This is a genomic window from Cellulomonas sp. McL0606 (assembly GCF_058248365.1).
The window spans coordinates 3,623,135-3,646,241 of sequence record NZ_CM177779.1 but is presented as its reverse complement, the minus strand read 5'-3'; the positions used below and the strand labels follow the sequence as shown (position 1 = coordinate 3,646,241).

Below are 23,107 nucleotides of genomic sequence, written 5' to 3'. Positions count from 1 at the left end.
CCGAAACCCACAGTACCTGATACCTTCGGTCTCGTGAGCCCGAGCCCCCCGGGTACGTCGACGTCGACGACCCTCACCGCCCTCATCGTGCAGCCGTCGGAACCCGACGGCCGCTCGACCCGTTGGGCCGACCATCGCGAGGCCCGGCGCGCGGAGCTGGTGCGCACGGCCCGCCGCACGGTCCACCATCGCGGACCGGACGTCTCCATGGAGGAGATCGCCGCCGACGCGGGCACCTCCAAGTCGATCGTCTACCGCTACTTCACCGACAAGACCGGGCTGCAGATCGCCGTCGCCGAGGCCGTCGTCCTGCAGATCCAGGGGGCGCTCGAGGGCGTCCTGCGGGTCGCGCCGACGCCGCGGGAGGGTCTGCGCGCGATGGTCGCGGTCTACCTCGAGATGATCGAGTCATCGCCCAACGTGTACGCGTTCGTCACCCGCAACGGGTCGGTGGAGTCCGGCGGGCCGCTCGGGCACTTCCTCGACTCGGTCACCGCCCTGGTCGCCGCGCCGTTCGCGCGCGGGCTGACCGAGGAGCACAACGGCAGGGCACGCCGGCCGGAGGACGCGTCGGCCGACGACGCCGCCCTGACCGCCCGCGTCGCGCTCGCCGAGTCCTGGGCCGCGGGCGCCGTCGGCTTCGTGCGCGGGTCCGGGGAGTGGTGGCTGGCGCACCGTGACGAGCCCGGCACCCCCGACCGCGAGGAGATCACCGCCCACGTCGCCGCCTGGTTGTGGGCGGGACCCGTGGGCCTGCTGGCCCGAGACCGAAAGACCGCTGGAAGCCCCACCGACGTCAGCACGAGCACGGAGGAAGCATGAGCACCACCACGCAGCGCACCTCGACCCCGGTGGACGACACGGGCGACCCCCGCCTGGACGCCGACGTCTCCGTCGACATCGCCCATCTGAGCGAGGTCCTGCTCGGCCACTACCCCGAGCTGCGGCTGGCGGCCCGCCGGCTGATGACCGACGAGCGGTTCCACCGGATCGAAGGGCAGTCCGTGCCCGAGCACCGTGAGCGCGTGCTCGCCCAGCTCCCGGTTGCTGGCGGCCGAGGGTGACGTGCACCGCTCGTTCCCCGAGCGGTTCGGCGGCGCCGGCGACCACGGCGGCTTCCTGGCGCGGTTCGAGGAGCTGACGCACGCGGACCCGTCGCTGCAGATCAAGTCGGGTGTGCAGTGGGGGTTGTTCGCCTCGGCGATCTACCACCTGGGCACCGACCGCAACCATGATGAGTTCCTCGCCGACGCCCTGTCGATCAAGGTCCCGGGTGCGTTCGCGATGACGGAGACCGGCCACGGTTCGGACGTCGCAGCGATCGGCACGACGGCGACGTACGACGGGTCCACGCAGGAGTTCGTCCTCCACACACCGTTCCGGGCCGCGTGGAAGGACTACCTGGGCAACGCCGGTCAGCACGGCACGGCCGCGGTCGTGTTCGCGCGGCTGGTCACCCAGGGCGTGGACCACGGCGTTCACGCCCTCTACGTGCCCATCCGCGACGAGGCCACGATGGCCTTCCTGCCGGGCGTCGGTGGCGAGGACGACGGGCTCAAGGGCGGCCTGAACGGCATCGACAACGGCCGGCTCTGGTTCGACCACGTGCGCGTCCCGCGCACCAACCTGCTCAACCGGTACGGCGACGTCACCCCCGAGGGCGTCTACGAGTCGCCGATCGACAACCCCGGACGCCGGTTCTTCACCATGCTCGGCACCCTCGTGCAGGGGCGCGTCTCGCTGGACGGCGCGGCCGTCGTCGCCGCCCGGCTCGGCCTGACGATCGCGATCACCTACGGCAACCAGCGGCGCCAGTTCGCGTCCTCGTCGCCCACCGAGGAGGTGGTGATCCTCGACTACGCCGAGCACCAGCGCCGCCTCCTGCCGCTGCTCGCCGAGACGTACGCCGCCGGCTTCGCGCACGAGGACCTGCTCGCGGCGTTCGACGACGTGTTCTCCGGCCGCAACGACACCCCGCAGTCGCGCGAGGACCTGGAGACGCTGGCCGCCGCGCTCAAGCCGACGTCCACGTGGCACGCGCTCACCACGCTGCAGGTCTCGCGCGAGGCGTGCGGCGGCGCCGGGTACCTGGCCGAGAACCGGCTCACCGGGCTGCGTGCCGACATGGACGTCTATGCCACGTTCGAGGGCGACAACACCGTCCTGCTGCAGCTCGTCGGGAAGCGTCTCCTGGCTGACTACGCGCACTCGTTCAAGCACCTCGTCGCCACCAAGGTGGCCCGCGTCGTGGCCGAGCGGGCCGCCGACGCCGCGCGGTACCGGACGCCGTTGGTGCGGGCCGTCCAGACGATCGCCGACGTGGGCGACCCCCGTCGGTCGGCCGGTCAGCTGCGCGAGACGACGACCCAGCGCGAGCTGCTCGTCGACCGTGTCGAGACCATGGTCGCCGAGGTCGCGCAGGCCCTGCGGCCCGCCCAGAAGGCGACGCCGGCCGAGGGTGCCGCGCTGTTCAACGCGCACCAGCACGAGCTCGTCGAGGCCGCGCGAGCGCACGCCGAGCTGGTGCAGTGGGAGTCGTTCACTGCGGCGCTCGAGCGGGTCACCGACCCCAGCACCCGGCAGATCCTCACGTGGGTGCGCGACCTGTTCGGGCTCTCCCTGATCGAGCGCCACCTGACGTGGTACCTGCTGAACGGTCGGCTCTCGACCGGGCGGGCCCGCACCGTGACGTCGTACATCGACCGGCTGCTGGCCCGGCTGCGGCCGCACGCCCAGAGCCTCGTCGACGCCTTCGGGTACGAGCAGGCCCACCTGCGCGCCCCGATCGCGTCGGGCGCGGAGGAGTCGCGCCAGACCGAGGCGCGCGCGTTCTACGAGGCCCAGCGTGCGTCGGGCGACGCCCCGGTCCCGGAGAAGCACCACCGCTGAGGCCCCGCGGGCGTCCGAACAGGCTGCCGTTCGGACGCCTGCGGCGTCAGGCCTTGCGGTTGGCCCGGCGCGTCTTGGCGATCCAGCCGGCGATGCCGCCGAGCACGAACGTCACCAGGATGACCACCCACTCGGGGGTCTCGAACGAGGTGAACACCAGGTTGAAGCTCACCGGATCCCGGTTGGCGACGATCAGGACGATGACCACCACGAGGATGACGAGAGCGAGCCAACGCCGCTTGAGGAACGCGACGACGGCACCGTCGCCGGCGGGCGTGCTGTTCTGAGACATCGGACGGACCTCCGCTAGACGACGGGTCGTCCGATTGTTCCGCCTCGTGGCCCTGACGAGGTCATTCCGGGTTGCAACGCGCCGCGATCATGTCCACCGCGCTGACGTCCGGTCGCCAGGGCTCCAGGTTCCAGGTGGCCTTCTCGGGGGCGCCGGATGGCGCTGACCGAGCTGGGCGCGCATGGTCGGGCTGTCCGCGTCGGGATCCTGGGCGACGAGCTGCGACCACAGGCCCACGCTCGCCGCCTGCGACCACGCCCGGGCCCAGGCGCTCGGCGTCACGGCGAGCGACCTGCCGCCCTCGGCCTGCCCCCAGACGGCGCCCTGCACGGCCACGCTCGCGACCCACACGCCCGTGGGTGCCGTGCCGGTGAGCCGGACCGAGGTAGGCCCATCCTGCTCGAGCCGGATGCCTGGCGCGTCCGTGCTGATCCCGGCGACGAACGCGCCCGCGGCACCCTCGACGAGCGCCGACCCGTCCTCGAGCGCCCGGAACGTGGTGCCGGCCGGCGCAGTCAGCACCGTCTCGCCCTCGGAGACGCTGAGCCGGACGGACCCGTCGTCGTCGGGCGTCACGGTCGCGACGGCCGTGCGGTCCAGAGGCTGGGCGGTGATCGTCGCGGGCCCGCTGGTGACCGCGACCGCTGCTGGGGTCGGGGCCGCGTGCGTCGGGCTCGGGGTCGGCGCTGCCGGGCCCGTGCAGGCCGCGAGGGCGAGGGTCGCCGCGACGAGCGCGACGACCACGCGTGACCTCGGCATGCGCCGACGGTAGCAACGTCACCCGCTCAGCCAGACGCACGAGGACGGCTCGACGACGTCCGGGTCCGCGTGCGGCGTGCTCGTCACCACGAGCCCGTGCCCGGTGGGGACGAGCCGGTGCAGCGGCCAGGCTCGCGACGAGGCGTTCAGCACCACGATCGACGTGCCGCGCTGCGCCACCAGGATGCCCGGGGGCGCGGGCAGCCAGGTGACCAGGGCGGGCGCGTGGACCCAGAGCCGTCGGCGCTCGCGCAGCGCGTGGTGCAGCACGGACCACGGGGACGCCGGGTCCTGCTCCTGCACGTCGCGCGCGAGGGCCGCGAACGACGGCGGCATCGGCAGCCACGGCGTGCCGGTGGTGAACCCGAACGAGGGGTCCGAGGAGGTCCAGGGCAGCGGGATGCGGGCGCCGTCGCGGTTGGGCAGCCGGCCGCCCGAACGCAGCGACTGCGGGTCCTGCCACGCCTCCCGGGCGACGTCGACGTCCGGCAGGCCCAGCTCGTCGCCTGCGTAGAGGTAGAAGGCGCCCGGCATGGCGAGCAGGAACAGGTGCAGCGCGAGCGACCGGTCGGCGCCCAGGCGGGTCGCTGCTCGTGCGACGTCGTGGTTGCCGACGACCCACGCAGGCACGGCACCGACGGACCGGTTGGCCAGCAGCTGCTCGTGGATCGTCCGGCGCAGGGCCGCGGCGGACCAGGCCGTGCGGAAGCTCGAACGCGAACACCTGGCCGAGCTCGTCGGACCGGGCGAAGGCCGCGGTGCGGTCGGGCGGGCCCCACGCCTCGGCGACCGCGTAGACGTCGGGCGCGCAGTCGTCCAGGACCTTCCGCCACGACCGGTAGATCTCGTGCACGTCCGGCCGGTCCCAGTGCGGGTGGACGGGCGCGTCGCGACGGATCTCGGCGTAGGACGGGTCCTTGGCGAGGCCGCCCGCGACGTCCACCCGAAAGCCGTCAACGCCCCGCGCCACCCAGAACCGCAGCGTCGCCTCGGCGTCGGCCCGCACGTCCGGGTGTGCCCAGTTGAGGTCGGGTTGTTCGGGCGCGAACAGGTGCAGGTACCAGTCGCCGTCGGGCAGCCGCGTCCAGGCCGACCCGCCGAACATGGACCGCCAGCGGGTGGGCGGGCGGTCGCCCGGCAGCATGTGGAACCGCTCGCGGGAGGACGCGCCAGGGCCGTCGGCGAGCGCCTGCCGGAACCACGGGTGCTGGTCGGAGACGTGGTCGGGGACGAGGTCCAGCACCACGCGCAGCCCGCGCGCGTGCGCCTCGTCGACCAGCCGGTCGAACGTCTCGAGGTCGCCGAACAGCGGGTCGACGTCGCGCGGGTCGGCGACGTCGTAGCCGTGGTCGGCCTGCGGGGACGGGTAGATCGGGGTGAGCCAGAGGGCGTCGACGCCGAGGCGGGTGAGCGCGTCGAGGTGCTCGACCAGTCCCCGCAGGTCGCCGATGCCGTCCCCGTCGCCGTCCGCGAACGAGCGGACGTAGACCTGGTAGACGACGGCCGTCCGCCACCAGCCACGGGTCATCCCACTCGCACCACCTCGACGAGCACGACGCTCGGGCTGGGCAGCCGGACCGAGACGGCTCCGTCCAGGGGGTGCTCCCGCACCGCGAGACGGTCCGCCGCGCGCAGCGCCGCCCACTGCTCGTCGGACGGCCAGTCGGCGCCGGCACCCAGCTCGGACCAGATGCGCGCGATGTTCGAGTGCGTCGCGTCCACGCGGTGCTCGCGGACGGTCCACGCGCCCTCGTCGAGACCCTCGAACGTCAGCTTCCACCGTGCGGTCCAGCGGCTGCGACCCGTCGACCTTGCTCTGGTCGAGGGTGCCGTTCCACAGGGCGACGGCGACCCGGTCGGACCCGTCGCGCGACGCCCACGCCTCCACCAGGGAGCCGGCGCCGTCGCCGTCGACGGTGGCCGCGACCTCGTCGCGACCCAGCTGCTCCAGCAGGTACAGGGCCCACCAGCGCGGCTTGCGCAGCTCCCCGACGGTGCGCAGCCCGAACCCGCCGTGCAGCAGCCGCGGCGGACGGCCGAGCTCCTCGAACTGGTCGGAGACCACCCAGTAGGAGAGGGCGTCGATGCGGCCGGCCGCCGACCGCATGCCGCGCGCGAGGAACGCGGCCGAGAAGACACCGTCGTTGGCGTTGCCGAAGTGCGTGGGTGTGACACCCCACTCGGTCCACCAGATCTGCGCGTCCGACCGGCCGTAGCGCTCGAGCGTGGGTCGCAGGTCGAGCGGCGCGTTGCCGTAGGTGTGCGTCGAGACGAAGTCGACCGGGGCGCCCGAGGACGCGACGTGGTCGAGCAGCCCGTCGACCCACCCCGCGGCGGCGGTCGAGGGGCCGCCGACGACGAGCCCGTCGTCCACGGATCGGACCGCCCGGACCGTCACGTCGTAGAGCAGCCAGAACTCCTCGCGCGTGCCGCTCCAGAACACTTCGAGGTTCGGCTCGTTCCACACCTCGAACGACCAGCGCTCGCGGACCTCGTCGAGGCCATAGCGGTCGACGAGGTGCTGCACCAGGTGGCGGACCAGCGACGCCCACCGCTCCCAGTCGCGCGGCGGCGAGACGATCGCCGCGTAGTCGAACACGGTCACCAGCGGGTCCGACGCCAGGTCGCGCGGCATGTACGACAGCTCGACCACCGGCCGCAGGCCGAGCCCGAGCAGTCGGTCGTACACCGCGTCCACGCCGGTGAAGTCGTGCACCGGCTGCCCGTCGACCTCGCGGTAGACGCCGAGGTCGTCGCACAGGATCGCGTGCGCCCGGACCGTCGAGACCCCCAGCTCGTCGTGCGCGGCGCGCAGCGCCGAGGTCAGGTCGTCGGCGATCGACTGCCCACCGACCGTGTCCGGGCTGAGCAGCAGGCTGAGGTGCTCGGACCCGATCATCGGTCGCCACGGCCGCGGCAGCTCGCCGACGACCTCGTCGACCGCGACCGACACGCGCACCGGCGACGCGACGCCCGCCAGGGAGGTCGCGGCGACCTCCGGCCCGGCCGGCCCGGTGACGGACACGTCCGAGACGGTCGCCACCGCGTACCGGTAGGGGACGCCGGGCGCGCCGGTGGTGTCCGCGTACGGCCCGTGGGGGACCGCCAGGACGTCGCCGCCCGCGTGGTCGAGCGGGCGCAGTCCGTCGTCGGACCCCCGGAGCACCTGGTACCCGACCGCGCCGGGCACCGGGTCCCAGTGCAGCGTCACCTGGCCGACGCCGGGTTCGGCGCGCAGGCCGGTGGGGGCCGGCAGCACGGGGATCTCGTGCTCCACGGCGTCGGACGAGGGCAGACCGATCCGCGCCTCCCAGTCGGTGCGTGCGTCGCTGGTCACTTGATCACCCCCGCACCGAACTCCTCCTGACCGATCAGGGGCCGCAGGACCTTCTCGACGTCCCGGGTGCCGAAGGAGCGGTGCAGCACGTCGTGACCGAGCAGGTTGCCGATCGCGCCGAGCACCATGCCCTGGTCGAGGGACAGGTACCGCTTGGCCTGCGTGTTCGAGCGGACGGCGACCGCGTCGTAGAACCCGCCCTTGCCGTACGCGTGCAGCGTGGTCTCGATCTTGCGGAGGTTGTCCATCGCCGCGCGCTGGTCGTACGGCAGCGCGAGGAACGAGGCGTGCGGCGTGACGACGCCGTCGCCGAACGTCGGTGTCGGGTTGGTGGCCGGGCGGCAGCCGTCGTAGCCGGCGTCCACGTTGGTGGCCTCGTGGTCGGACGGGTACCCGTCAGGGTTCATGCCGATCGCGTCGACGCCGTAGACGTTGTACGTGCCGAAGGGGTCGCTGGCCGGGGAGAAGCCCCAGTACCCGTAGCCCGCCTCGTCCAGACCGTGCTCGATCTGGGCGCGCACGGCGAGCGGGTGGTTGACGCCCCAGCTTCTTCGGCGCCCATGTCGACTCGGGCACCAGCAGGTCCGGCATGAGCTCCTCGAACATGTCGCCGCCCCACGTCGGGACGATGTGCATGCCGCGGTAGGTGAACGCTCCCTCGAAGACCTGCTGACCTTCGTAGGTCCGCGTCACGCCGACGGGCCGCTGCTCCAGCCACGACCAGTCGCAGCTGGCCGGGAACGTGCGGTTGGTGGCGAAGTAGGCCGCCGGCGGGATCTGCCCGCGCACGATGCCGAGGTAGGTGGAGATCCGCGGCTCGGAGTCGGTGATGTCGTAGTGGTTCTTGGTGAAGTAGACGGGTGTCCCCGCGACCGTCCCCGGGTCGGTCGCCACGGCTGGCGGCTCGGCCCAGAAGCCGCCCCGCATCATGCCCGGCTTGGTGCCGCCGAACTGGTTCGCGTCGTAGAACGCCCCGAAGTTCATCGGCGCGAGCAGCCGGTCCACCTGACGGCGCAGGGACGGCTCCGCGGTGCGGACGACCATGAGCGCAGCCGCGAACCAGCCGTTGTCCACCGTCGACAGGAACGGGTCCACATGGTCGCCGTTGGGGAACGCGGTGAGCTTGGCGCCCGTCGCCTCGTCGTACCAGTTGTAGAACATCCCGCTGGGCTGGTGGCGCTCGACGGTGCTCATCGTGGTGAGCGTCTGCGCGAGGCGCCGACGCTCCTCACGCTTGCTGATGATCCCGAAGCTCCTCGGCCGACACGGTCGACCACATGTAGGCGCCGATGTTCGTCGGTGAGGTGTAGCCGGAGCGGGTGGCGGGGTCGAGGGAGCCGTCGATGTTGTCGGCCGGCAGACCCGTCTTCTCGTCGGTCATCGCGACGAACGAGGTCCAGGTGTCGGCGGCCCATCGACGCAGGTCCTTCTGGTCCTGTCTGTTGTCGTGGGCGATGGCCGAGGGTGCTCCTGAGAGCACCAGAGCGGCGGTAACGAGCATGGCAGAGCCGGCGGTACGGAACTTCACGGTGTCGAGTCCTCTCAGGACTTCAGGCCGGTGGTCGCCAGCCCTTGGACGAAGTGGCGCTGCAGGGCGAAGAAGACGATCAGGATGGGGAGCACGACCACGACTGATCCGGCCAGCAGCAGGCCGTAGTGGGTCGAGTTCTGGCCGACGCTGTAGAGCGCCAGCGCGACAGGCAGCGTGTACATGTTCTCGGTGCTGGAGACGACCAGCGGCCACAGGAAGTTGTTCCACGAGCCCAGGAAGGTCAGGATCGCGAGCGTCGCCAGGGCGGGCTTGCACAGCGGCATGACAACCCGTAGGAAGATCCGGAACTCGCCGGCCCCGTCCACGCGGGCGGCGTCGATCAGCTCGTCGGGGATGCCCTGCATGAACTGCCGCATCAGGAATACACCGAACGGTCCTGCGAGGAACGGCAGGATCAGTCCCCAGTAGGTGTTGACGAGGCCGAGGTTGCTGACCAGCACGAACAGCGGCACCAGCGTGACCATCCCGGGGATCATCAACGTGGCCAGCACCAGCCGGAAGAGCCAGGTGCGCCCCCAGAAGTCGATCTTGGCGAACGCGTACCCCAGCATCGAGCAGAACACCAGGTTGCCGAGCGTGACGGTGACGGCGACGACGACCGAGTTGGTGAAGAACTGCATGAAGTCGAGCCGCGTGAACAGCTCGTGGAAGTTGTCCAGCGTCGGGCTCTGCGGCCACCACGTCGGCGGGTTGGCACGCAGCTCGCCCTCGGACTTGAACGCGCCGAGGAACATCCAGACGAACGGCGTCACGACGAGGACCAGGCCGACGCCGAGGACGACGTACAGCCAGGGCCGGGCCTGCGGTTCGCCGATGTGCGAGCCGACCGTGCCGCGAGCCTTGGTCGACTCGACGGGCTTCTCGATGGTGGTCATCGCATGCCTCCGGTGACGATCGGGGCGTCCGCGTCCGCCATGGCGGCGACGGGCGTCTTGTGCCACCAGTGGTGCTTGCGCCCGGTGGCGTCGTTGCGCTCGCCCAGGAGCCGGAACTGCAGGACGGTCATCACGACCACGGCGAGGAACAGGATGTAGCTCATGGCCGCGGCGACGCCGTAGTTGCCGAACCCGAACGTGTTGTAGATCAGGTACGCGACCGACAGCGTCGAGTTGAGCGGGCCGCCCTGCGTCATGACGAACGGCTCCTCGAAGAACTGGAGGAAGCCGATGCCGGTGATGACGCCGGCGAACAGCAGCGTCGGTCGCAGCGTGGGGATGGTGATCCGGGTCAGCCGCTGCCAGGCGTTCGCACCGTCCAGCGCAGCGGCCTCGTGCAGGGCCTTGGGCACGGACTGCAGCCCGGCCAGCATGATGACGATCAGGGTGCCGATGGAGCGCCACACCGCCATCGCGATGAGCGACGGCATGGCCCACGTGGTGCTGCCGAGCCAGTTGGGTCCCTGGATGCCGAACCAGCCGAGGACCTCGTTGACCAGTCCGTTGTCGGGCTGCAGGAGGAACCGCCACACAACGGCTACGGCGACGATCGACGTGACCACCGGCATGTAGTAGCCGATGCGGAAGAAGCTTCGCGAGCCTGGTGATCCCCGTGTTGAGCGCCACGGCGATCGCCAGCGAGATCCCCATGGTCAGCGGGACGCCGACCACCACGAAGTAGAGGGTGTTGAACACCGCGGTGTGGAAGGTGGGGTCGGCCAGGACGGTCGTGAAGTTGCTGAGTCCGACCAGGTTGACCGCGAACGGGTTCTGCAGGTCACGGCTCTTGATGTCGGTGAAGCTCATGAAGAGCGACGACAGAACCGGCCACGCGGTGAACACCAGGAACAGCAGCACGAACGGTGCTGCCATGCCCCAGGCCGCGATGCTGCGCCGTCGGCGCAGGGGTGAGGAGCGGCGGACCCGCAGCGGTGTGACGGCCTGGTCGGCCGTACCCCGCTGAGGACGGGTGCCGGCCCCTGAGGTCAGGGTCGCGGCCATGGGTCAGAGCCCCGTCCCGATCTGATCGGCCTGCTGCTGGATGTTCTTGGCAGCCTGGGCCGGGTCCTCGCCGCTCTTGCAGACCTTCTCCAGCTCGGTGTCGATGACGCCGGCGATCTGCTCCCACGTGGGGATCGCGGGTGCGGCGACGCCGTTCTTCATCTGGTCGCCGAATACCTTGAGCGCCGGGTCGGTGGCGAGAGTGCCCAGCGTCCAGGCGGACTGCACGGCGGGCAGGTCGCTCGTCGTCGTGTACCAGGCGGCCTGCGTCTTCGGGTCGCTGAGCCACTGCACGAAGGCCCAGGACGCGTCGCGGTTCTTGGTGTTCTTGAACACCGCGAGGTCGCTGCCGCCGATGAACGACGCGGGCTTCACGTCGGCCGGCAGCGGAGCCAGCGTGATCTTGCTCATGACGCCGGCGTCCAGGGTCTTGAGGGTGCCGATCTCCCACGGTCCGGAGATGAACGAGCCGATCTTGCCGGCGACGAAGTCAGGCTCGAGCGTGCCGTCGGGCAATGCGGTCGGGGCCACCTTGTCGGTGAAGAACGACTGGTAGTACGTCAGCGCCTTGACCATCTCCGGGGTGTCCAGGGTCAGCTTGCCGTCGGAGCTCATGAGGTTGGCGCCGGCCTGCCACGCGAACGGCAGGAACGTCTGCCAGGCACCGGTCTGACCGGGCTGCAGGTTGATGCCCCACTGCGCGCCGGCGTTCTGCAGACCCTTGGCCGTGGCGGTCAGGTCGGCCCAGGTGGCCGGGGTCGGGGAGACGTTCGCCTTCTGGGCGAGGGCCGTGTCGAGGTAGAGCACGCGCGTCTCGACGTACCACGGCACGCCGTAGGACACGTCGCCCACGACCGTCGAGCCCCAGGCGCCGTCGAAGAATGTCGACTTGTCCACGACGTCTGGTGTCGGGTCGAGACCGCCGGTCGAGGCGAACTCACCCATCCACGTGGTCCCGATCATCGACACGTCGGGCGTCTGCTTGGCGGCGATCGCGGTCGCGATCTTGTCGTGGGCGGCGTCCCAAGGGATCGCCGTGACGTCGATCTTCACGTTCGGGTACTTGTCGGTGAAGGCCTTCGAAAAGTCACCGAGGGCCTCACCCTCGGTGCCCATCGCCCAGACCGTGACCGTGCCGCTGAGGTCCGTCGAGGCGACGGGTGCGGCGCTGGTCTCCTGTCCTGCGGGGGTGTCGCTGCGACCGCAGGCAGCCAGGGCGAGCAGGCTGACGGCCATCGCGGCGACGCTGACGCGCGTGGTCCTTCTCATGGTTCCTCCTGTGTCCGGACGGATCCTTGTGGGGTCCGTCAGGCGTGGGGCCCGCAGCTGTCGCGCACCACCAGGTCGGTGGCGAGCGACTCGTGCCGCAGGGTCGTGCGGCTTCCGGTGATCCGTTCGTCGAGCGCCTCGGCGGCGAGCGCTCCGAGGGCGCGCATCGGCTGACGGACCGTGGTCAGGGCGGGACGGGCGTGGCGCGCGGCCATCACGTCGTCCCAGCCCGTGATCGCGACGTCCCGGCCCACTGCCAGACCGATCCCCTCCGCCGCGACGATGGCCCCGAGCGCGATCTCGTCGTTGGCGCAGACGAGAGCGTCAGGAGCGTGGGTGCCCCCCAGCAGGTCCGTGGCGACGCGCGTGCCCGAGCTCTCGTCGAGTCGGCAGGGCGCCACGGTCAGGTCGATGCCGTGCTCCGCGAGCGCGTCGTGCACCCCGCGCCAGCGCGCCACCACGTCGGGCGAGTCCTCGGGGGTTCCGACGAACACCACGCGGCGGGGGTGGTGGGTGGCCAGGTGCTCGCCGAGCAACCGGGCGGCCGTGTGCCCGTCGGTGCCGATCGCGTCGGCGCCAACGACGCCGGGCCGCGCGACGAGGACCACCGGCAGGCCGCCGGCCGTGAGGTCCGCGACGAGCGCGTCGCTGACCGTCCGGCCGAGCAGGACCAGCCCGTCCACCCGTCCGGCGAGGTCCCGAACCGCCGACTCGGCGTCGGCCCGGCCGCGGGTGGCCAGCACGAGGACGCTGCGGCCGCGTTGCGACGCCGCCTCCTCGTACCCCAGCAGCACCTCGGCGTAGTACGGACCGGACAGGTCGGGAAAGACGATCCCGTTGGCGGCGTGGCGTCGCTGGGCCAGCGAGGTGCCCGCGTGGCTCGGTCGGAAGCCCAGCTCGGCGACCGAGGCGAGCACGCGCTCGCGGGTCGCGGTGGCCACAGGCGCGGACCCGTGCAGAGCCCGGGAGACAGTCGCAATGGCGACGCCGGCGTGCTCGGCGACGTCGTAGATCGTCACCGTCCGACGGCTCGTGCCGCCGTCGTCGGCGGTCACAGGAAGCGCTTTCACATGACGAGCGTCACACCGGCCGGTGGGCCTCGCAACCGGAAGCGCTTCCTATGCGGCGGCGGGTGCGTCGACGTCGACCTCGTGCGGCGCCCTCGTCCGCCCGTCCACGGCGACGAGCACGAGCAGCGCGAGCAAGGCGTCGAACCACCCGTACTGGACGCCGAGCTGGCCGCCCACCAGCATCAGCGAGCTCACCACCGAGGTGCCTGGAGACAGCCGTGCCCGCGCCGACGTACATCGCCCCCGTGGCGACGACGGCTGCGGCGATGGTCGCGAACCAGACGGCGAACGTGAACGCCGTGCGGCCGAGCGCCCGGTGCACCGTCCGGGCCGCCACGTACACCAGCACGCCCTGGACGAGCGCGACGACGACAGCCCCGAGCCACAGCCGCGGCGTGTCGCCGGTGACCAGCCGAGCCCACCAACCGGCGGGCACCGGGAGGAGCGTCGCGATCCACGGGGACGCGTCCTGGTGAGCGGCGACCGCGGCCTGGTCGGTCAGGTCGACCGAGCCGTCGGCCCAGGAGCGCAGCGCGCCGGCGACCAGCCAACCGAGGCCGCCGACGAGCGCGGCCGTGGCGGCTGCCAGACGTGCGGCGCGCTCGGTCACGGGCGCCACGGTCCGCAGCGGTCGTCGCTGGACCCGGACGACCGCGAGCCCGACGGCCCAGCCCCAGACGACTCCCCAGTACGCACCGGCGGTCACCGTCCCGATCAGGTCGCCGGGCCGCGTGGCACCGAGGTGGGTGCTGGTCTCCACCGCCGCGAGGGCCGCGAGCCCCGCGCCCGCGGCCGAGGCGAACCAGACGGCGAGCAGCACCACCGGCCAACCGCCCGTGCGGTCCTGCGTGACCGGGACGACGAGCACGCCCACGACCACCGCCAGGACCACGACGCCGACGAGCCAGGCAGTCGTCTCGGACCGGACGGGCTGGAGTGCGCCACTCGTGAACGGGACGAACGGGGCGAGCCCGCCGACGGCGCGTCAGGCGTGCGACATCGTCCCGCTCAGCACCCAGAGGACGACCGCAGCGAGCGCGGCGACAGACGAGCTGACCAGCCGTCTCGACATGCTCGGACCGTAGCGACTCTGAGACGCGCGCGGGGTTGATTCGCGGCGCCGGTAGGCTGTGGGTCGTCTGCCGACCCCCTGCCCGCCTCGCGCGCGGCCCCCGATCGAGGGATCAGATGGCCACCAGCACGACCCACGCCCACGTGTCCGACACCGTCGAGAACGCCGCCGCGACCCCGGACCTCGCGCAGCCGTTCGCCGAGCTGGGGCTGAAGCCCGACGAGTACCAGCGCATCCGCGACCTGCTCGGTCGTCGGCCCACCGCCGCCGAGCTGGCCATGTACTCGGTCATGTGGTCGGAGCACTGCTCGTACAAGTCGAGCAAGAACCACCTGCGCCAGTTCGGGGACAAGACCACCGACGCCATGAAGGAGCACCTGCTCGTCGGCATCGGCGAGAACGCGGGCGTCGTGGACATCGGCGACGGCTGGGCCGTGACGTTCAAGGTCGAGTCGCACAACCACCCGTCGTACGTCGAGCCGTACCAGGGCGCCGCCACGGGCGTCGGCGGCATCGTGCGCGACATCATCTCGATGGGTGCACGGCCGGTCGCGGTCATGGACCAGCCCGGTTCGGCGCGGTCGACCACCCCGACACGGCCCGCGTGGTGCATGGCGTCGTCGCGGGTGTCGGCGGCTACGGCAACTCCCTCGGCCTGCCCAACATCGGCGGCGAGCTCGTGTTCGACGCCTCCTACCAGGGCAACCCGCTGGTCAACGCCCTGTGCCTCGGCGTGCTGCGGCATGAGGACATCCACCTGGCCAACGCGTCCGGCACCGGCAACAAGATCGTCCTGTTCGGGGCCCGGACGGGCGGCGACGGCATCGGCGGGGCGTCGATCCTGGCGTCCGAGACGTTCGACGACGCCAAGCCCTCCAAGCGCCCGTCCGTGCAGGTGGGCGACCCGTTCATGGAGAAGGTCCTCATCGAGTGCTGCCTCGAGCTCTACGCCGCGCGCGTGGTCGAGGGCATCCAGGACCTGGGCGCCGCCGGCATCTCGTGCGCGACGAGCGAGCTGGCCTCCAACGGCGACGGCGGCATGCACGTCGACCTCGAGAACGTGCTGCTGCGCGACCCCACGCTGACCGCGGGCGAGATCCTCATGTCGGAGTCGCAGGAACGGATGATGGCCGTCGTCCGCCCCGACCAGCTCGACGAGTTCCTCGCGATCACGTCGAAGTGGGACGTCGAGACGGCCGTGATCGGCGAGGTCACCGGCACGGGGCGCCTGACCATCGACCACCACGGTGAGCGCATCGTCGACGTCGAACCGCGGTCCGTCGCGCACGACGGGCCCGTCTACGACCGTCCGTACGCCCGTCCGGCCTGGCAGGACGGTCTCAACGCCGACACCACCGGGTCGCTGGCCAGGCCGACGACGAACGACGAGGTCCGCGCGACCGTCCTGCGGCTGCTCGCCAGCCCGAACCTCGCGTCCAAGGCCTGGGTGACCAGCCAGTACGACCGGTTCGTGCAGGGCAACACCGCGCTCGCGCAGCCCGACGACTCCGGGGTCATCCGGGTCGACGAGACGACCGGGCTGGGCGTCGCGCTCGCCACCGACGCCAACGGCCGGTACGCCAAGCTCGACCCGTACACGGGCGCGCAGCTGGCCCTCGCGGAGGCGTACCGCAACGTCGCGACGACGGGTGCCCGCCCCCTGGCCGTGACCGACTGCCTCAACTTCGGTTCGCCGGAGCACCCCGACTCGATGTGGCAGCTGGTCGAGGCCATCCGCGGGCTGGCCGACGCGTGCCAGATCCTCGAGGTGCCGGTGACCGGCGGCAACGTGTCGCTCTACAACGGCACCGGCGAGCCCGGCCTCATCGACTCGGCGATCCACCCGACGCCCGTCGTCGGCGTCCTCGGCGTGCTGGACGACGTCGCCGACGCCACCCCGTCCGGCTGGACGCAGCCCGGCCAGGCCGTCTACCTGCTCGGCACCACGCGCCCCGAGCTCGACGGGTCCGCCTGGGCCGACGTCGTGCACGGGCACCTCGGTGGCCTCCCGCCGGCGGTCGACCTCGCGGCCGAACGACGTCTGGCGTTCGTCCTGACCCACGCCAGCCGCGACGAGCTGGTCGACGCGGCCCACGACCTGTCCGAGGGCGGCCTCGCCCAGGCCCTCGTCGAGTCCTCGCTCCGCTACGGCGTCGGCGTCCAGGTCTCGCTGGACGGCCTCTGCGCCCGCGACGGGGTCACACCCTTCGAGGCCCTGTTCTCCGAGTCCACCGCCCGCGTGCTCGTCGCGGTGCCGCGCACGGAGGAGGTCCGCCTGGTCGACCTCTGCACCGCGCGCGGCGTCCCCGCCCTGCGCCTGGGCGAGACCGCGGAGTCCTGCTCCCCGGGCGCCGGCACGCCGGTCGACGAGTCCGACCACGTGCACGGCCCCGCCGTCGAGGTCCAGGGGCTCTTCACGCTGCCGCTCTCGGAGGCCCGCGACGCCCACGAGGCAACGCTCCCGCACTACTTCGGCTGACGCGCCCGACCGCGCCCGTCGTCGAGAAGGAAGCTGTGCACGCCTGGCACCGACCGGGCGTGCACAGCTGCCTTCTCGACCGGCGCCATCCGCATAATCACGTGCTCGCGCATGCGTCCGCTCCTACCGTCGAGGCGTGCAGCAACCCGTACGCGTCGTGCGCGCCGACAAGGGCGCTGTCCTCGTGCTGCCCGCCGACGGGTCCGACGAGCCGGTGCGGGTGGTCCTCGACCGCGACGGGCTCGTCGACACGGCCGCCGGTGACCGGGTCGCGCCCACGGTCGGCGACTGGGTGGACGTCGTCGGCGACCACGCGACGCTGGTCCACGAACGCCGCACCGCCCTGGTCCGCGACACTGCGGGCGCGACGAGCCGCGTGCAGGCGCTGGCCGCCAACATCGACGTGGTGCTGATCGCCGAGCACCTGGACCCCGATCCGGACCTCGGCCGGATCGAGCGCATGCTCACGCTGGCGTGGCGGTCGGGCGCCCGGCCGGTGGTCGTCCTCACCAAGGCCGACCTCGTCCCCGACCCCGACGGCATGGCCGACGATGTCGCTGCGGTCGCCCTCGCAGTCGACGTGCACGCCGTGAGCGTCCGGGAGGGCCGGGGCCTCGATCCGATCCGGGCTCTCCTTGCGGACGGCGTCACCCTGGTCGTCGTCGGACCGTCGGGTGCCGGCAAGTCCACGCTGGTCAACGCGCTCGCGGGCCGGACCGTCATGGACACGGGCGGGCAGCGGAACGACGGCCGGGGGCGGCACACGACGACGCACCGCGAGCTCGTCCCGCTGGCGGGCGGCGCGATGCTCATCGACACCCCCGGCATCCGCGGGGTCGGCGTGGTCGCCGACGCCGACGCCCTCGGCACCACGTTCGCCGACGTCGCGGAGCTGGCCGACCGTTGCCGGTTCGCTGACTGCCACCACACCGGCGACGCCGGCTGCGCGATCGAGGCCGCGCTCGCCACCGGGGAGCTGACCGAGCGTCGGTTCGACAGCTGGCGCCGGCTGGCCAAGGAGGCCGCCTACCAGGCGCGCCGCTCGGACGCCCGCCTGGCCGCGCAGGACAAGGAGCGCGGGAAGCGCAGCACCAAGGACTACCAGCGCAGCGTCCGCGGTCCCGGGCGATCGCGCTCCTAGAACGGGCTCGTGTTCACGAACTGGAACTGCAGCCGCGCGTCCGTGGTGCGGGGCACCATGAGCGTCGTCGCGCTGGGCGACCAGGCGTTGGGCACCAGGAACATGGCCGACGGCCCCTGCACGAGCAGGTGCAGGCCGCGGTAGCGGTACCTCGGCTGGTCGGTGAGCGCGGCGCAGGCGGGGTCGGGCGCAGCACCGGTGAGCCAGCAGAGGTCCTCCGGGGCGGCCACCGTGTTGCGCAGGTGCAGGTCGGCCGGGCTGTCGAGGATGACCGCGGGCAGCTGGTCGAGGTTGCGCGCGACCTGCTCGGCCTGCCCGCGCCCCGACCAGTCCGCGGTGATGGACACCGCCCAGAACGCCGCGGCGACCACGACGACCCAGAGCCCGGCGACCGTCCCCGGCGCGTTCCTCGTCGCGAACGGCAGGGCGGACGCGCAGACGCCCGCGCCGACGCCGATCAGGCACGCGGACACCAGCGACAGGTACGGCCACGCACCCCACCACGCGTACGCGAGCAGCAGGACCAGGCCTGCGCCGAGGACCGCCCCGCTGCCCGCGACCCACCGGCGCGCGACCCGACGGACGTGCGCGTCCCCGTCGGCCTTGGCGCGCTCCTGACCGGCCTGCACCTCGAGCCGGCCGTGCAGCGCGACCGCCGCGACGGCGAGCACGACGAGCACCAGGAGCGGGACCAGCAGCGGCTGCGGGCTGCGCATCACGTAGTCGCGCGGGGTCAGACCGATCGTGTCGACGTCCACCCCGAAGTACGCGTACTGCGACTTGGTGTAGACGTAGCCGAAGTAGAACAGCAGCGTGCTGACCAGAGTGATCGGCGCGGCGATCTGGGTGGCGGTGGACAGCCACTGCGGCAGGCTCCGGCCCTCGGTCGAGGCCATGTCAGCCGCCACCGCCCGCCACGGCCTCCAGGTCGAGGTCGGGGGACACGTCGGGCGCGTCGTCGATCTGCTGGGTCAGCGTCGCGCAGTCGTCCTGGGACAGCGGCGCGGTGCACGTCAGCGTCCCGACCATGCCGACGAGCGCCTGAGCCTCCGCCGCCCCGGACCGCACGAAGCCGATCACGCAGCTCGAGGCGTCGACGGTGATCTCGGCGCCGTCGCACCACTGCGTGCCGCCGCCGCTGTCGCCGCAGGCCTCGTGCGACGCCGTCCAGGTCTGCGGCACGACCGCGGCGTGGTCGACGGCGAAGGTCAGTCCGTCCGTGAGCTGAGGCAGGTCGCCGCTGCCCCAGCTCCAGAAGACGCAGACCGTGTCCGGGGCGACGAGGTTGCCGGCACCGGTCCCGGCGACCGCGGTGGTGAGCACCGGCAGCGCCTCTCCTGGGGGCAGTGGTGCCTCCTGGTCGCCCGTGCCCCGGGTCGGCGCGACGTCGTTGACGGCCTGCGTGGGCTCCGAGACCGGGGGACCGCCTCCCGGGCCGGAGCATGCGGCCAACAGTGCCGCCGCGACGAGTGCGACGGCGAGTCGAAGCGGTCGTGCCATCGGGTCACCTCCGACCGGCGCTGGTGCGAGCGACACTCGAAAGGTACGCCGACGGCGGCCTCAGATACCTCCGCGCCCCCGGCCGAGGACGTACGCGTCGCTCGCGCTCCTGGTCGAGACCGACCATGGCCCGCGCCTGGAGGCCCCCCACGCGCGCGGAACGTTGTCCCCGATCGCGGTGTACGCGCCCGTCAGGCGCGAGAATGGGTCCGTGCCGCCGCGTCGTCGTACCGATCCGTCCGACGGGCGTGCCGCTCTGGCCGCCTGGCGAGCCGAGCCGACGCAGGTCGCGTCGCGACGGGTCGCCGTACGGTTCACGCTCGAGGAGCTGGCCGACGTCGCGCCGGGGAACGCCGTCGAGGTCCGCGTGCCGCCGGACGGTGCTGTGCAGGCCGTCGAGGGTCCTCGTCACACCCGGGGCACCCCGCCCAACGTCGTCGAGACCGATCCGCAGACCTGGTTGCAGCTGGCAACGGGGCTGCTGACCTGGGACGACGCGATCTCCGACGGACGGATCCGGGCCTCCGGCGAGCGTGCCGACCTCCGGGACTGGCTTCCGCTGCAGGCGGCTCGCGCGCGGTTCTGACCTAGGATCACGGCGTGCCCGACGACCCCCAGCCGGCAGACGACGAGTCGCCTTCGACCCCCGTCGAGACACCCGAGCCCGCGCCGACGCCCGCCGAGCCCCCGCAGACGTCCACCGAGCCCCCGCAGACGTCCACCGAGCCTCCGCTGCCGACGCCCGAGGCGCTGACCGCCGCGCCCGACGCCACGATCCGTCACGCCCCCAAGTTCGGCGCGTTCATCACGGCCGGCGCGCTCACCGGGATGGTCGTCGCCCTCCTGCTCACGGTGCTCATCGGCCCGGCCGTACCGCTCGCGTCCGACGGTTCCGGGTTCCTGCCGTTCCTGGACGGCGAGAACGCGGTCCGGACGATCATGGTGGTGACGGGTGCCGTGGTCGGCGGCTTCGCCGGGGCGCTGCTCGCCGTGCTCGCGGACCGGCGCAGCGTGCGCCGGACGGGCCGTTCGGACGGCTAGGCAGCCCGCCGACGCGCCGTCGTATGAGACGATGAGGCAGTGGCCCCCCGCGCAGACGGACGTCTGAACCACGACCTCCTCCCCAACGAAAAAGGCCCGCAGGACGCCTGTGGCGTCTTCGGCGTCTGGGCTCCCGGCGAGGAAGTCGCCAAGCTCACGTACTTCGGGCTCTACGCGCTGCAGCACCGCGGCCAGGAGTCGGCGGGCATCGCCACGTCCAACGGTCAGCAGCTGCTGGTCTACAAGGACATGGGCCTGGTCTCGCAGGTGTTCGACGAGACGGCGCTGAACGCCCTGCAGGGCCACATCGCCATCGGGCACTGCCGGTACTCGACCACCGGCGGAAGCACCTGGGAGAACGCGCAGCCGACGCTCGGACCGACGTCCGCCGGCACCGTCGCCCTCGGCCACAACGGCAATCTGACCAACACGTCCGAGCTGGTCGACCTCGTCGCGGAGCGCTACGGCAGCCAGCGGCGCGGCGAGCTCGCTCGCGGCAACACCACCGACACAGCGCTGATCACGGCACTGCTGGCCGGGGACCCGGACCACACGCTCGAGGCCACGGCGCTGGAGGTGCTCCCGCGCCTGCGAGGCGCGTTCAGCCTCGTGTTCATGGACGAGCACACGCTCTACGCCGCGCGCGACCCGCAGGGTGTGCGGCCGCTCGTCCTCGGTCGCCTGGAGCGCGGCTGGGTGGTGGCGAGCGAGACGCCCGCCCTGGACATCGTCGGCGCGAGCTTCGTGCGCGAGATCGACCCCGGCGAGTTCATCGCGATCGACGCCGACGGTCTGCGGAGCACCAAGTTCGCGACGCCGGACCGCGCCGGCTGCGTGTTCGAATATGTCTACCTCGCCCGCCCCGACACGACGATCGCGGGCCGGTCGGTGCACGCTGCACGCGTCGCCATGGGCCGTCGGCTCGCCGTCGAGCACCCGGTCGAGGCCGACCTGGTCATCCCCGTGCCGGAGTCCGGCACACCCGCCGCGGTCGGGTACGCCGCGGCCTCGGGCATCCCGTTCGGGCAGGGTCTGACCAAGAACGCCTACGTGGGCCGCACGTTCATCCAACCGTCGCAGACCCTGCGCCAGCTGGGCATCCGGCTCAAGCTCAACCCGCTGCGTGAGGTCATCCGGGGCAAGCGCCTGGTGGTCGTCGACGACTCGATCGTCCGCGGCAACACCCAGCGCGCATTGATCCGCATGCTCCGCGAGGCCGGTGCCGCCGAGGTGCACGTGCGCATCAGCTCCCCGCCCGTCAAGTGGCCGTGCTTCTACGGCATCGACTTCGCCTCCCGTGCGGAAGCTCATCGCCAACGGCCTGACTCCCGACGAGATCGCGGCCTCCCTCGGCGCCGACTCGCTCGGTTACATCTCTACGGAGGGCATGATCGCCGCCACCGAGCAGCCCGCGTCGCAGCTGTGCGCCGCGTGCTTCACCGGTCAGTACCCGATCGAGCTGCCGCCGGCCGACCGGATGGGCAAGTACCTGCTCGAGCAGACCGAGCTTCCCGCTGGGCGCACCCGAGGACGGCCTGCTGTCGATCGTCCCGAGCGTCGGCGGCGGCTCCGCACTGGACCACCCGTGAGCGGGACGGTCGAGAGTCGGTCCGTCACGTACGCGGCCGCGGGCGTCGACACCGAGGCCGGTGACAAGGCCGTCGAGCTGATGAAGGACGCCGTGCGCGCCACGCACGGACCGCAGGTGCTCGGCGGGGTCGGCGGCTTCGCGGGCCTGTACGACGCGAGCGCCCTGCTCACCTACCGCAAGCCCCTGCTGGCCACCTCGACCGACGGCGTCGGCACCAAGGTCGCCATCGCGCAGGCGCTCGACATCCACCACACGATCGGGTTCGACCTGGTGGGCATGGTGGTCGACGACATCGTGGTGGTCGGGGCCAAGCCCCTGTTCATGACCGACTACATCGCGTGCGGTCGTGTGGTGCCCGAGCGGATCGCCGGCATCGTGCGCGGCATCGCGGCGGCCTGCTCGGTGGCCGGCACGGCGCTGGTCGGCGGCGAGACCGCCGAGCACCCGGGCCTGCTGGGTCCCGACGAGTACGACGTGGCCGGCGCCGCGACCGGTGTGGTCGAGGCGGACCAGCTGCTCGGGCCGGAGCGCGTCCGCCCGGGCGACGTGCTGATCGCGCTCGGCTCCAGCGGGCTGCACTCGAACGGCTACTCGCTGGTGCGCAAGGTGGTCCAGGTGGCCGGCTGGCAGCTCGACCGGCACGTCGACGAGCTGGGCCGCACGCTGGGCGAGGAGCTGCCTGGAGCCCACGCGCGTCTACGCGAGCGACTGCCTCGCCCTGGTCGAGCGGGCGGGTGCCGACCAGCTGCACGCCTACAGCCACGTGACCGGCGGCGGTCTGGCATCGAACGTCGCACGCGTCCTGCCGTCGGGGCTCGTCGCGGACATCGACCGCGGCGGCTGGCAGCTGCCGCCCGTCTTCTCGCTGGTGCAGAGCCTGGGCCAGGTGCCGTGGACCGACCTCGAGGGCACGTTGAATCTCGGCGTGGGCATGGTCGCGATCGTCGCGCCGGATGCCGTGGACGGCGTGCTCGCGCACGCGGGCGAGCTGGGCATGACCGCGTGGACGCTGGGCGCGGTGCGGTCCGCCGACCCGTCGAGGGACGTCGTGGGCAGCCCCGGTTTCGTCGCCGGAACCAAGGGAGTGCACGGCGGCGCGGTCCAGCTCACGGGTTCCTACCGGGTCTGACACCGAGCTCGCGACCCCGGTCGCGCGGCCGGGCCGGGATACGAAGCCA

Annotated in this window: 16 protein-coding genes and 6 pseudogenes; 8 read left to right on the top strand and 14 right to left on the bottom strand. The window is 72.3% G+C overall.

Annotated elements, in window-relative coordinates; all coding sequences use genetic code 11:
* Positions 1-33 precede the first annotated feature (33 nt).
* Entirely contained in the window at positions 34-822 is a 789-nt protein-coding gene (locus AC38ZX_RS18545) for a TetR/AcrR family transcriptional regulator (RefSeq protein WP_426593258.1), read from the top strand.
* A pseudogene (locus AC38ZX_RS18540) lies at positions 819-2,889 on the top strand (acyl-CoA dehydrogenase family protein). Before AC38ZX_RS18545 ends, AC38ZX_RS18540 begins: the two are co-directional and overlap by 4 nt.
* 46 nt (positions 2,890-2,935) lie before the next feature.
* Here the strand turns inward: AC38ZX_RS18540 and AC38ZX_RS18535 are convergent.
* The 12 genes and pseudogenes from AC38ZX_RS18535 to AC38ZX_RS18480 all read right to left on the bottom strand — a co-directional run bounded on the left by AC38ZX_RS18535 (position 2,936) and on the right by AC38ZX_RS18480 (position 13,997).
* Entirely contained in the window at positions 2,936-3,181 is a 246-nt protein-coding gene (locus AC38ZX_RS18535; RefSeq protein ID WP_426593256.1) for a LapA family protein, read from the bottom strand.
* A gap of 61 nt (positions 3,182-3,242) precedes the next feature.
* Positions 3,243-3,410 carry a DUF2599 domain-containing protein gene (locus tag AC38ZX_RS18530; protein ID WP_491295445.1) on the bottom strand — a complete coding sequence of 56 codons (168 nt, stop codon included), beginning with the start codon at positions 3,408-3,410 and terminating at the stop codon, positions 3,243-3,245.
* A pseudogene (locus tag AC38ZX_RS18525) lies at positions 3,410-3,940 on the bottom strand (hypothetical protein); the annotation flags it as partial. The gene AC38ZX_RS18530 and the pseudogene AC38ZX_RS18525, both read right to left, overlap by 1 nt.
* Before the next feature lie 18 nt (positions 3,941-3,958).
* Positions 3,959-6,839: pseudogene (locus AC38ZX_RS18520) on the bottom strand (alpha-amylase family glycosyl hydrolase).
* Between the two features lie 434 nt (positions 6,840-7,273).
* Complete coding sequence (locus tag AC38ZX_RS18515) at positions 7,274-7,684, bottom strand: glucoamylase family protein (protein WP_491295444.1); 411 nt, start codon at positions 7,682-7,684, stop codon at positions 7,274-7,276.
* Positions 7,674-8,471, bottom strand: coding sequence for a hypothetical protein (locus tag AC38ZX_RS18510; protein ID WP_491295443.1), 798 nt, complete (start codon positions 8,469-8,471; stop codon positions 7,674-7,676). The genes AC38ZX_RS18515 and AC38ZX_RS18510 overlap by 11 nt, the downstream gene beginning before the upstream one ends.
* 34 nt (positions 8,472-8,505) lie before the next feature.
* The gene (locus AC38ZX_RS18505; protein WP_491295442.1) at positions 8,506-8,805 is read right to left on the bottom strand and encodes a hypothetical protein; all 300 of its coding nucleotides are present in this window, start codon (positions 8,803-8,805) and stop codon (positions 8,506-8,508) included.
* Between the two features lie 14 nt (positions 8,806-8,819).
* Complete coding sequence (locus AC38ZX_RS18500; protein WP_426593251.1) at positions 8,820-9,704, bottom strand: carbohydrate ABC transporter permease; 885 nt, start codon at positions 9,702-9,704, stop codon at positions 8,820-8,822.
* Positions 9,701-10,333: a carbohydrate ABC transporter permease gene (locus AC38ZX_RS18495; protein WP_491295441.1), complete on the bottom strand. Its 633-nt coding sequence runs from the start codon at positions 10,331-10,333 to the stop codon at positions 9,701-9,703. The genes AC38ZX_RS18500 and AC38ZX_RS18495 overlap by 4 nt, the downstream gene beginning before the upstream one ends.
* A gap of 436 nt (positions 10,334-10,769) precedes the next feature.
* On the bottom strand, positions 10,770-12,035 hold the full coding sequence (locus tag AC38ZX_RS18490; protein WP_426593249.1) for a sugar ABC transporter substrate-binding protein: 1,266 nt from the start codon (positions 12,033-12,035) through the stop codon (positions 10,770-10,772).
* A 38-nt stretch (positions 12,036-12,073) separates the two neighbouring features.
* On the bottom strand, positions 12,074-13,105 hold the full coding sequence (locus AC38ZX_RS18485; protein WP_491295440.1) for a LacI family DNA-binding transcriptional regulator: 1,032 nt from the start codon (positions 13,103-13,105) through the stop codon (positions 12,074-12,076).
* Between the two features lie 10 nt (positions 13,106-13,115).
* The gene (locus AC38ZX_RS18480; protein WP_491295439.1) at positions 13,116-13,997 is read right to left on the bottom strand and encodes a hypothetical protein; all 882 of its coding nucleotides are present in this window, start codon (positions 13,995-13,997) and stop codon (positions 13,116-13,118) included.
* A 296-nt stretch (positions 13,998-14,293) separates the two neighbouring features.
* Here AC38ZX_RS18480 and purL point away from each other — a divergent pair.
* Together purL and rsgA are read left to right on the top strand one after the other, a co-directional pair.
* Positions 14,294-16,656: pseudogene (gene purL / locus AC38ZX_RS18475) on the top strand (phosphoribosylformylglycinamidine synthase subunit PurL).
* Between the two features lie 136 nt (positions 16,657-16,792).
* On the top strand, positions 16,793-17,797 hold the full coding sequence (gene rsgA / locus AC38ZX_RS18470) for a ribosome small subunit-dependent GTPase A (RefSeq protein ID WP_491295438.1): 1,005 nt from the start codon (positions 16,793-16,795) through the stop codon (positions 17,795-17,797).
* Here the strand turns inward: rsgA and AC38ZX_RS18465 are convergent.
* The gene (locus AC38ZX_RS18465) at positions 17,794-18,693 is read right to left on the bottom strand and encodes a hypothetical protein (protein ID WP_491295437.1); all 900 of its coding nucleotides are present in this window, start codon (positions 18,691-18,693) and stop codon (positions 17,794-17,796) included. The two genes, rsgA and AC38ZX_RS18465, sit on opposite strands and share 4 nt — an antisense overlap.
* Position 18,694: 1 nt before the next feature.
* Positions 18,695-19,297 carry a hypothetical protein gene (locus AC38ZX_RS18460; protein WP_426593243.1) on the bottom strand — a complete coding sequence of 201 codons (603 nt, stop codon included), beginning with the start codon at positions 19,295-19,297 and terminating at the stop codon, positions 18,695-18,697.
* Between the two features lie 211 nt (positions 19,298-19,508).
* Between AC38ZX_RS18460 and AC38ZX_RS18455 the strand changes: the two genes are divergently transcribed.
* The 4 genes and pseudogenes from AC38ZX_RS18455 (at position 19,509) to purM (ending at position 23,058) form a co-directional block, all read left to right on the top strand.
* Entirely contained in the window at positions 19,509-19,883 is a 375-nt protein-coding gene (locus AC38ZX_RS18455; protein WP_491295436.1) for a sterol carrier family protein, read from the top strand.
* A 14-nt stretch (positions 19,884-19,897) separates the two neighbouring features.
* Entirely contained in the window at positions 19,898-20,338 is a 441-nt protein-coding gene (locus AC38ZX_RS18450) for a histidine kinase (RefSeq protein WP_491295435.1), read from the top strand.
* A gap of 39 nt (positions 20,339-20,377) precedes the next feature.
* Positions 20,378-21,927: pseudogene (gene purF, locus AC38ZX_RS18445) on the top strand (amidophosphoribosyltransferase).
* Positions 21,924-23,058, top strand: a pseudogene (gene purM / locus AC38ZX_RS18440) (phosphoribosylformylglycinamidine cyclo-ligase). Before purF ends, purM begins: the two co-directional pseudogenes overlap by 4 nt.
* Positions 23,059-23,107 lie beyond the last annotated feature (49 nt).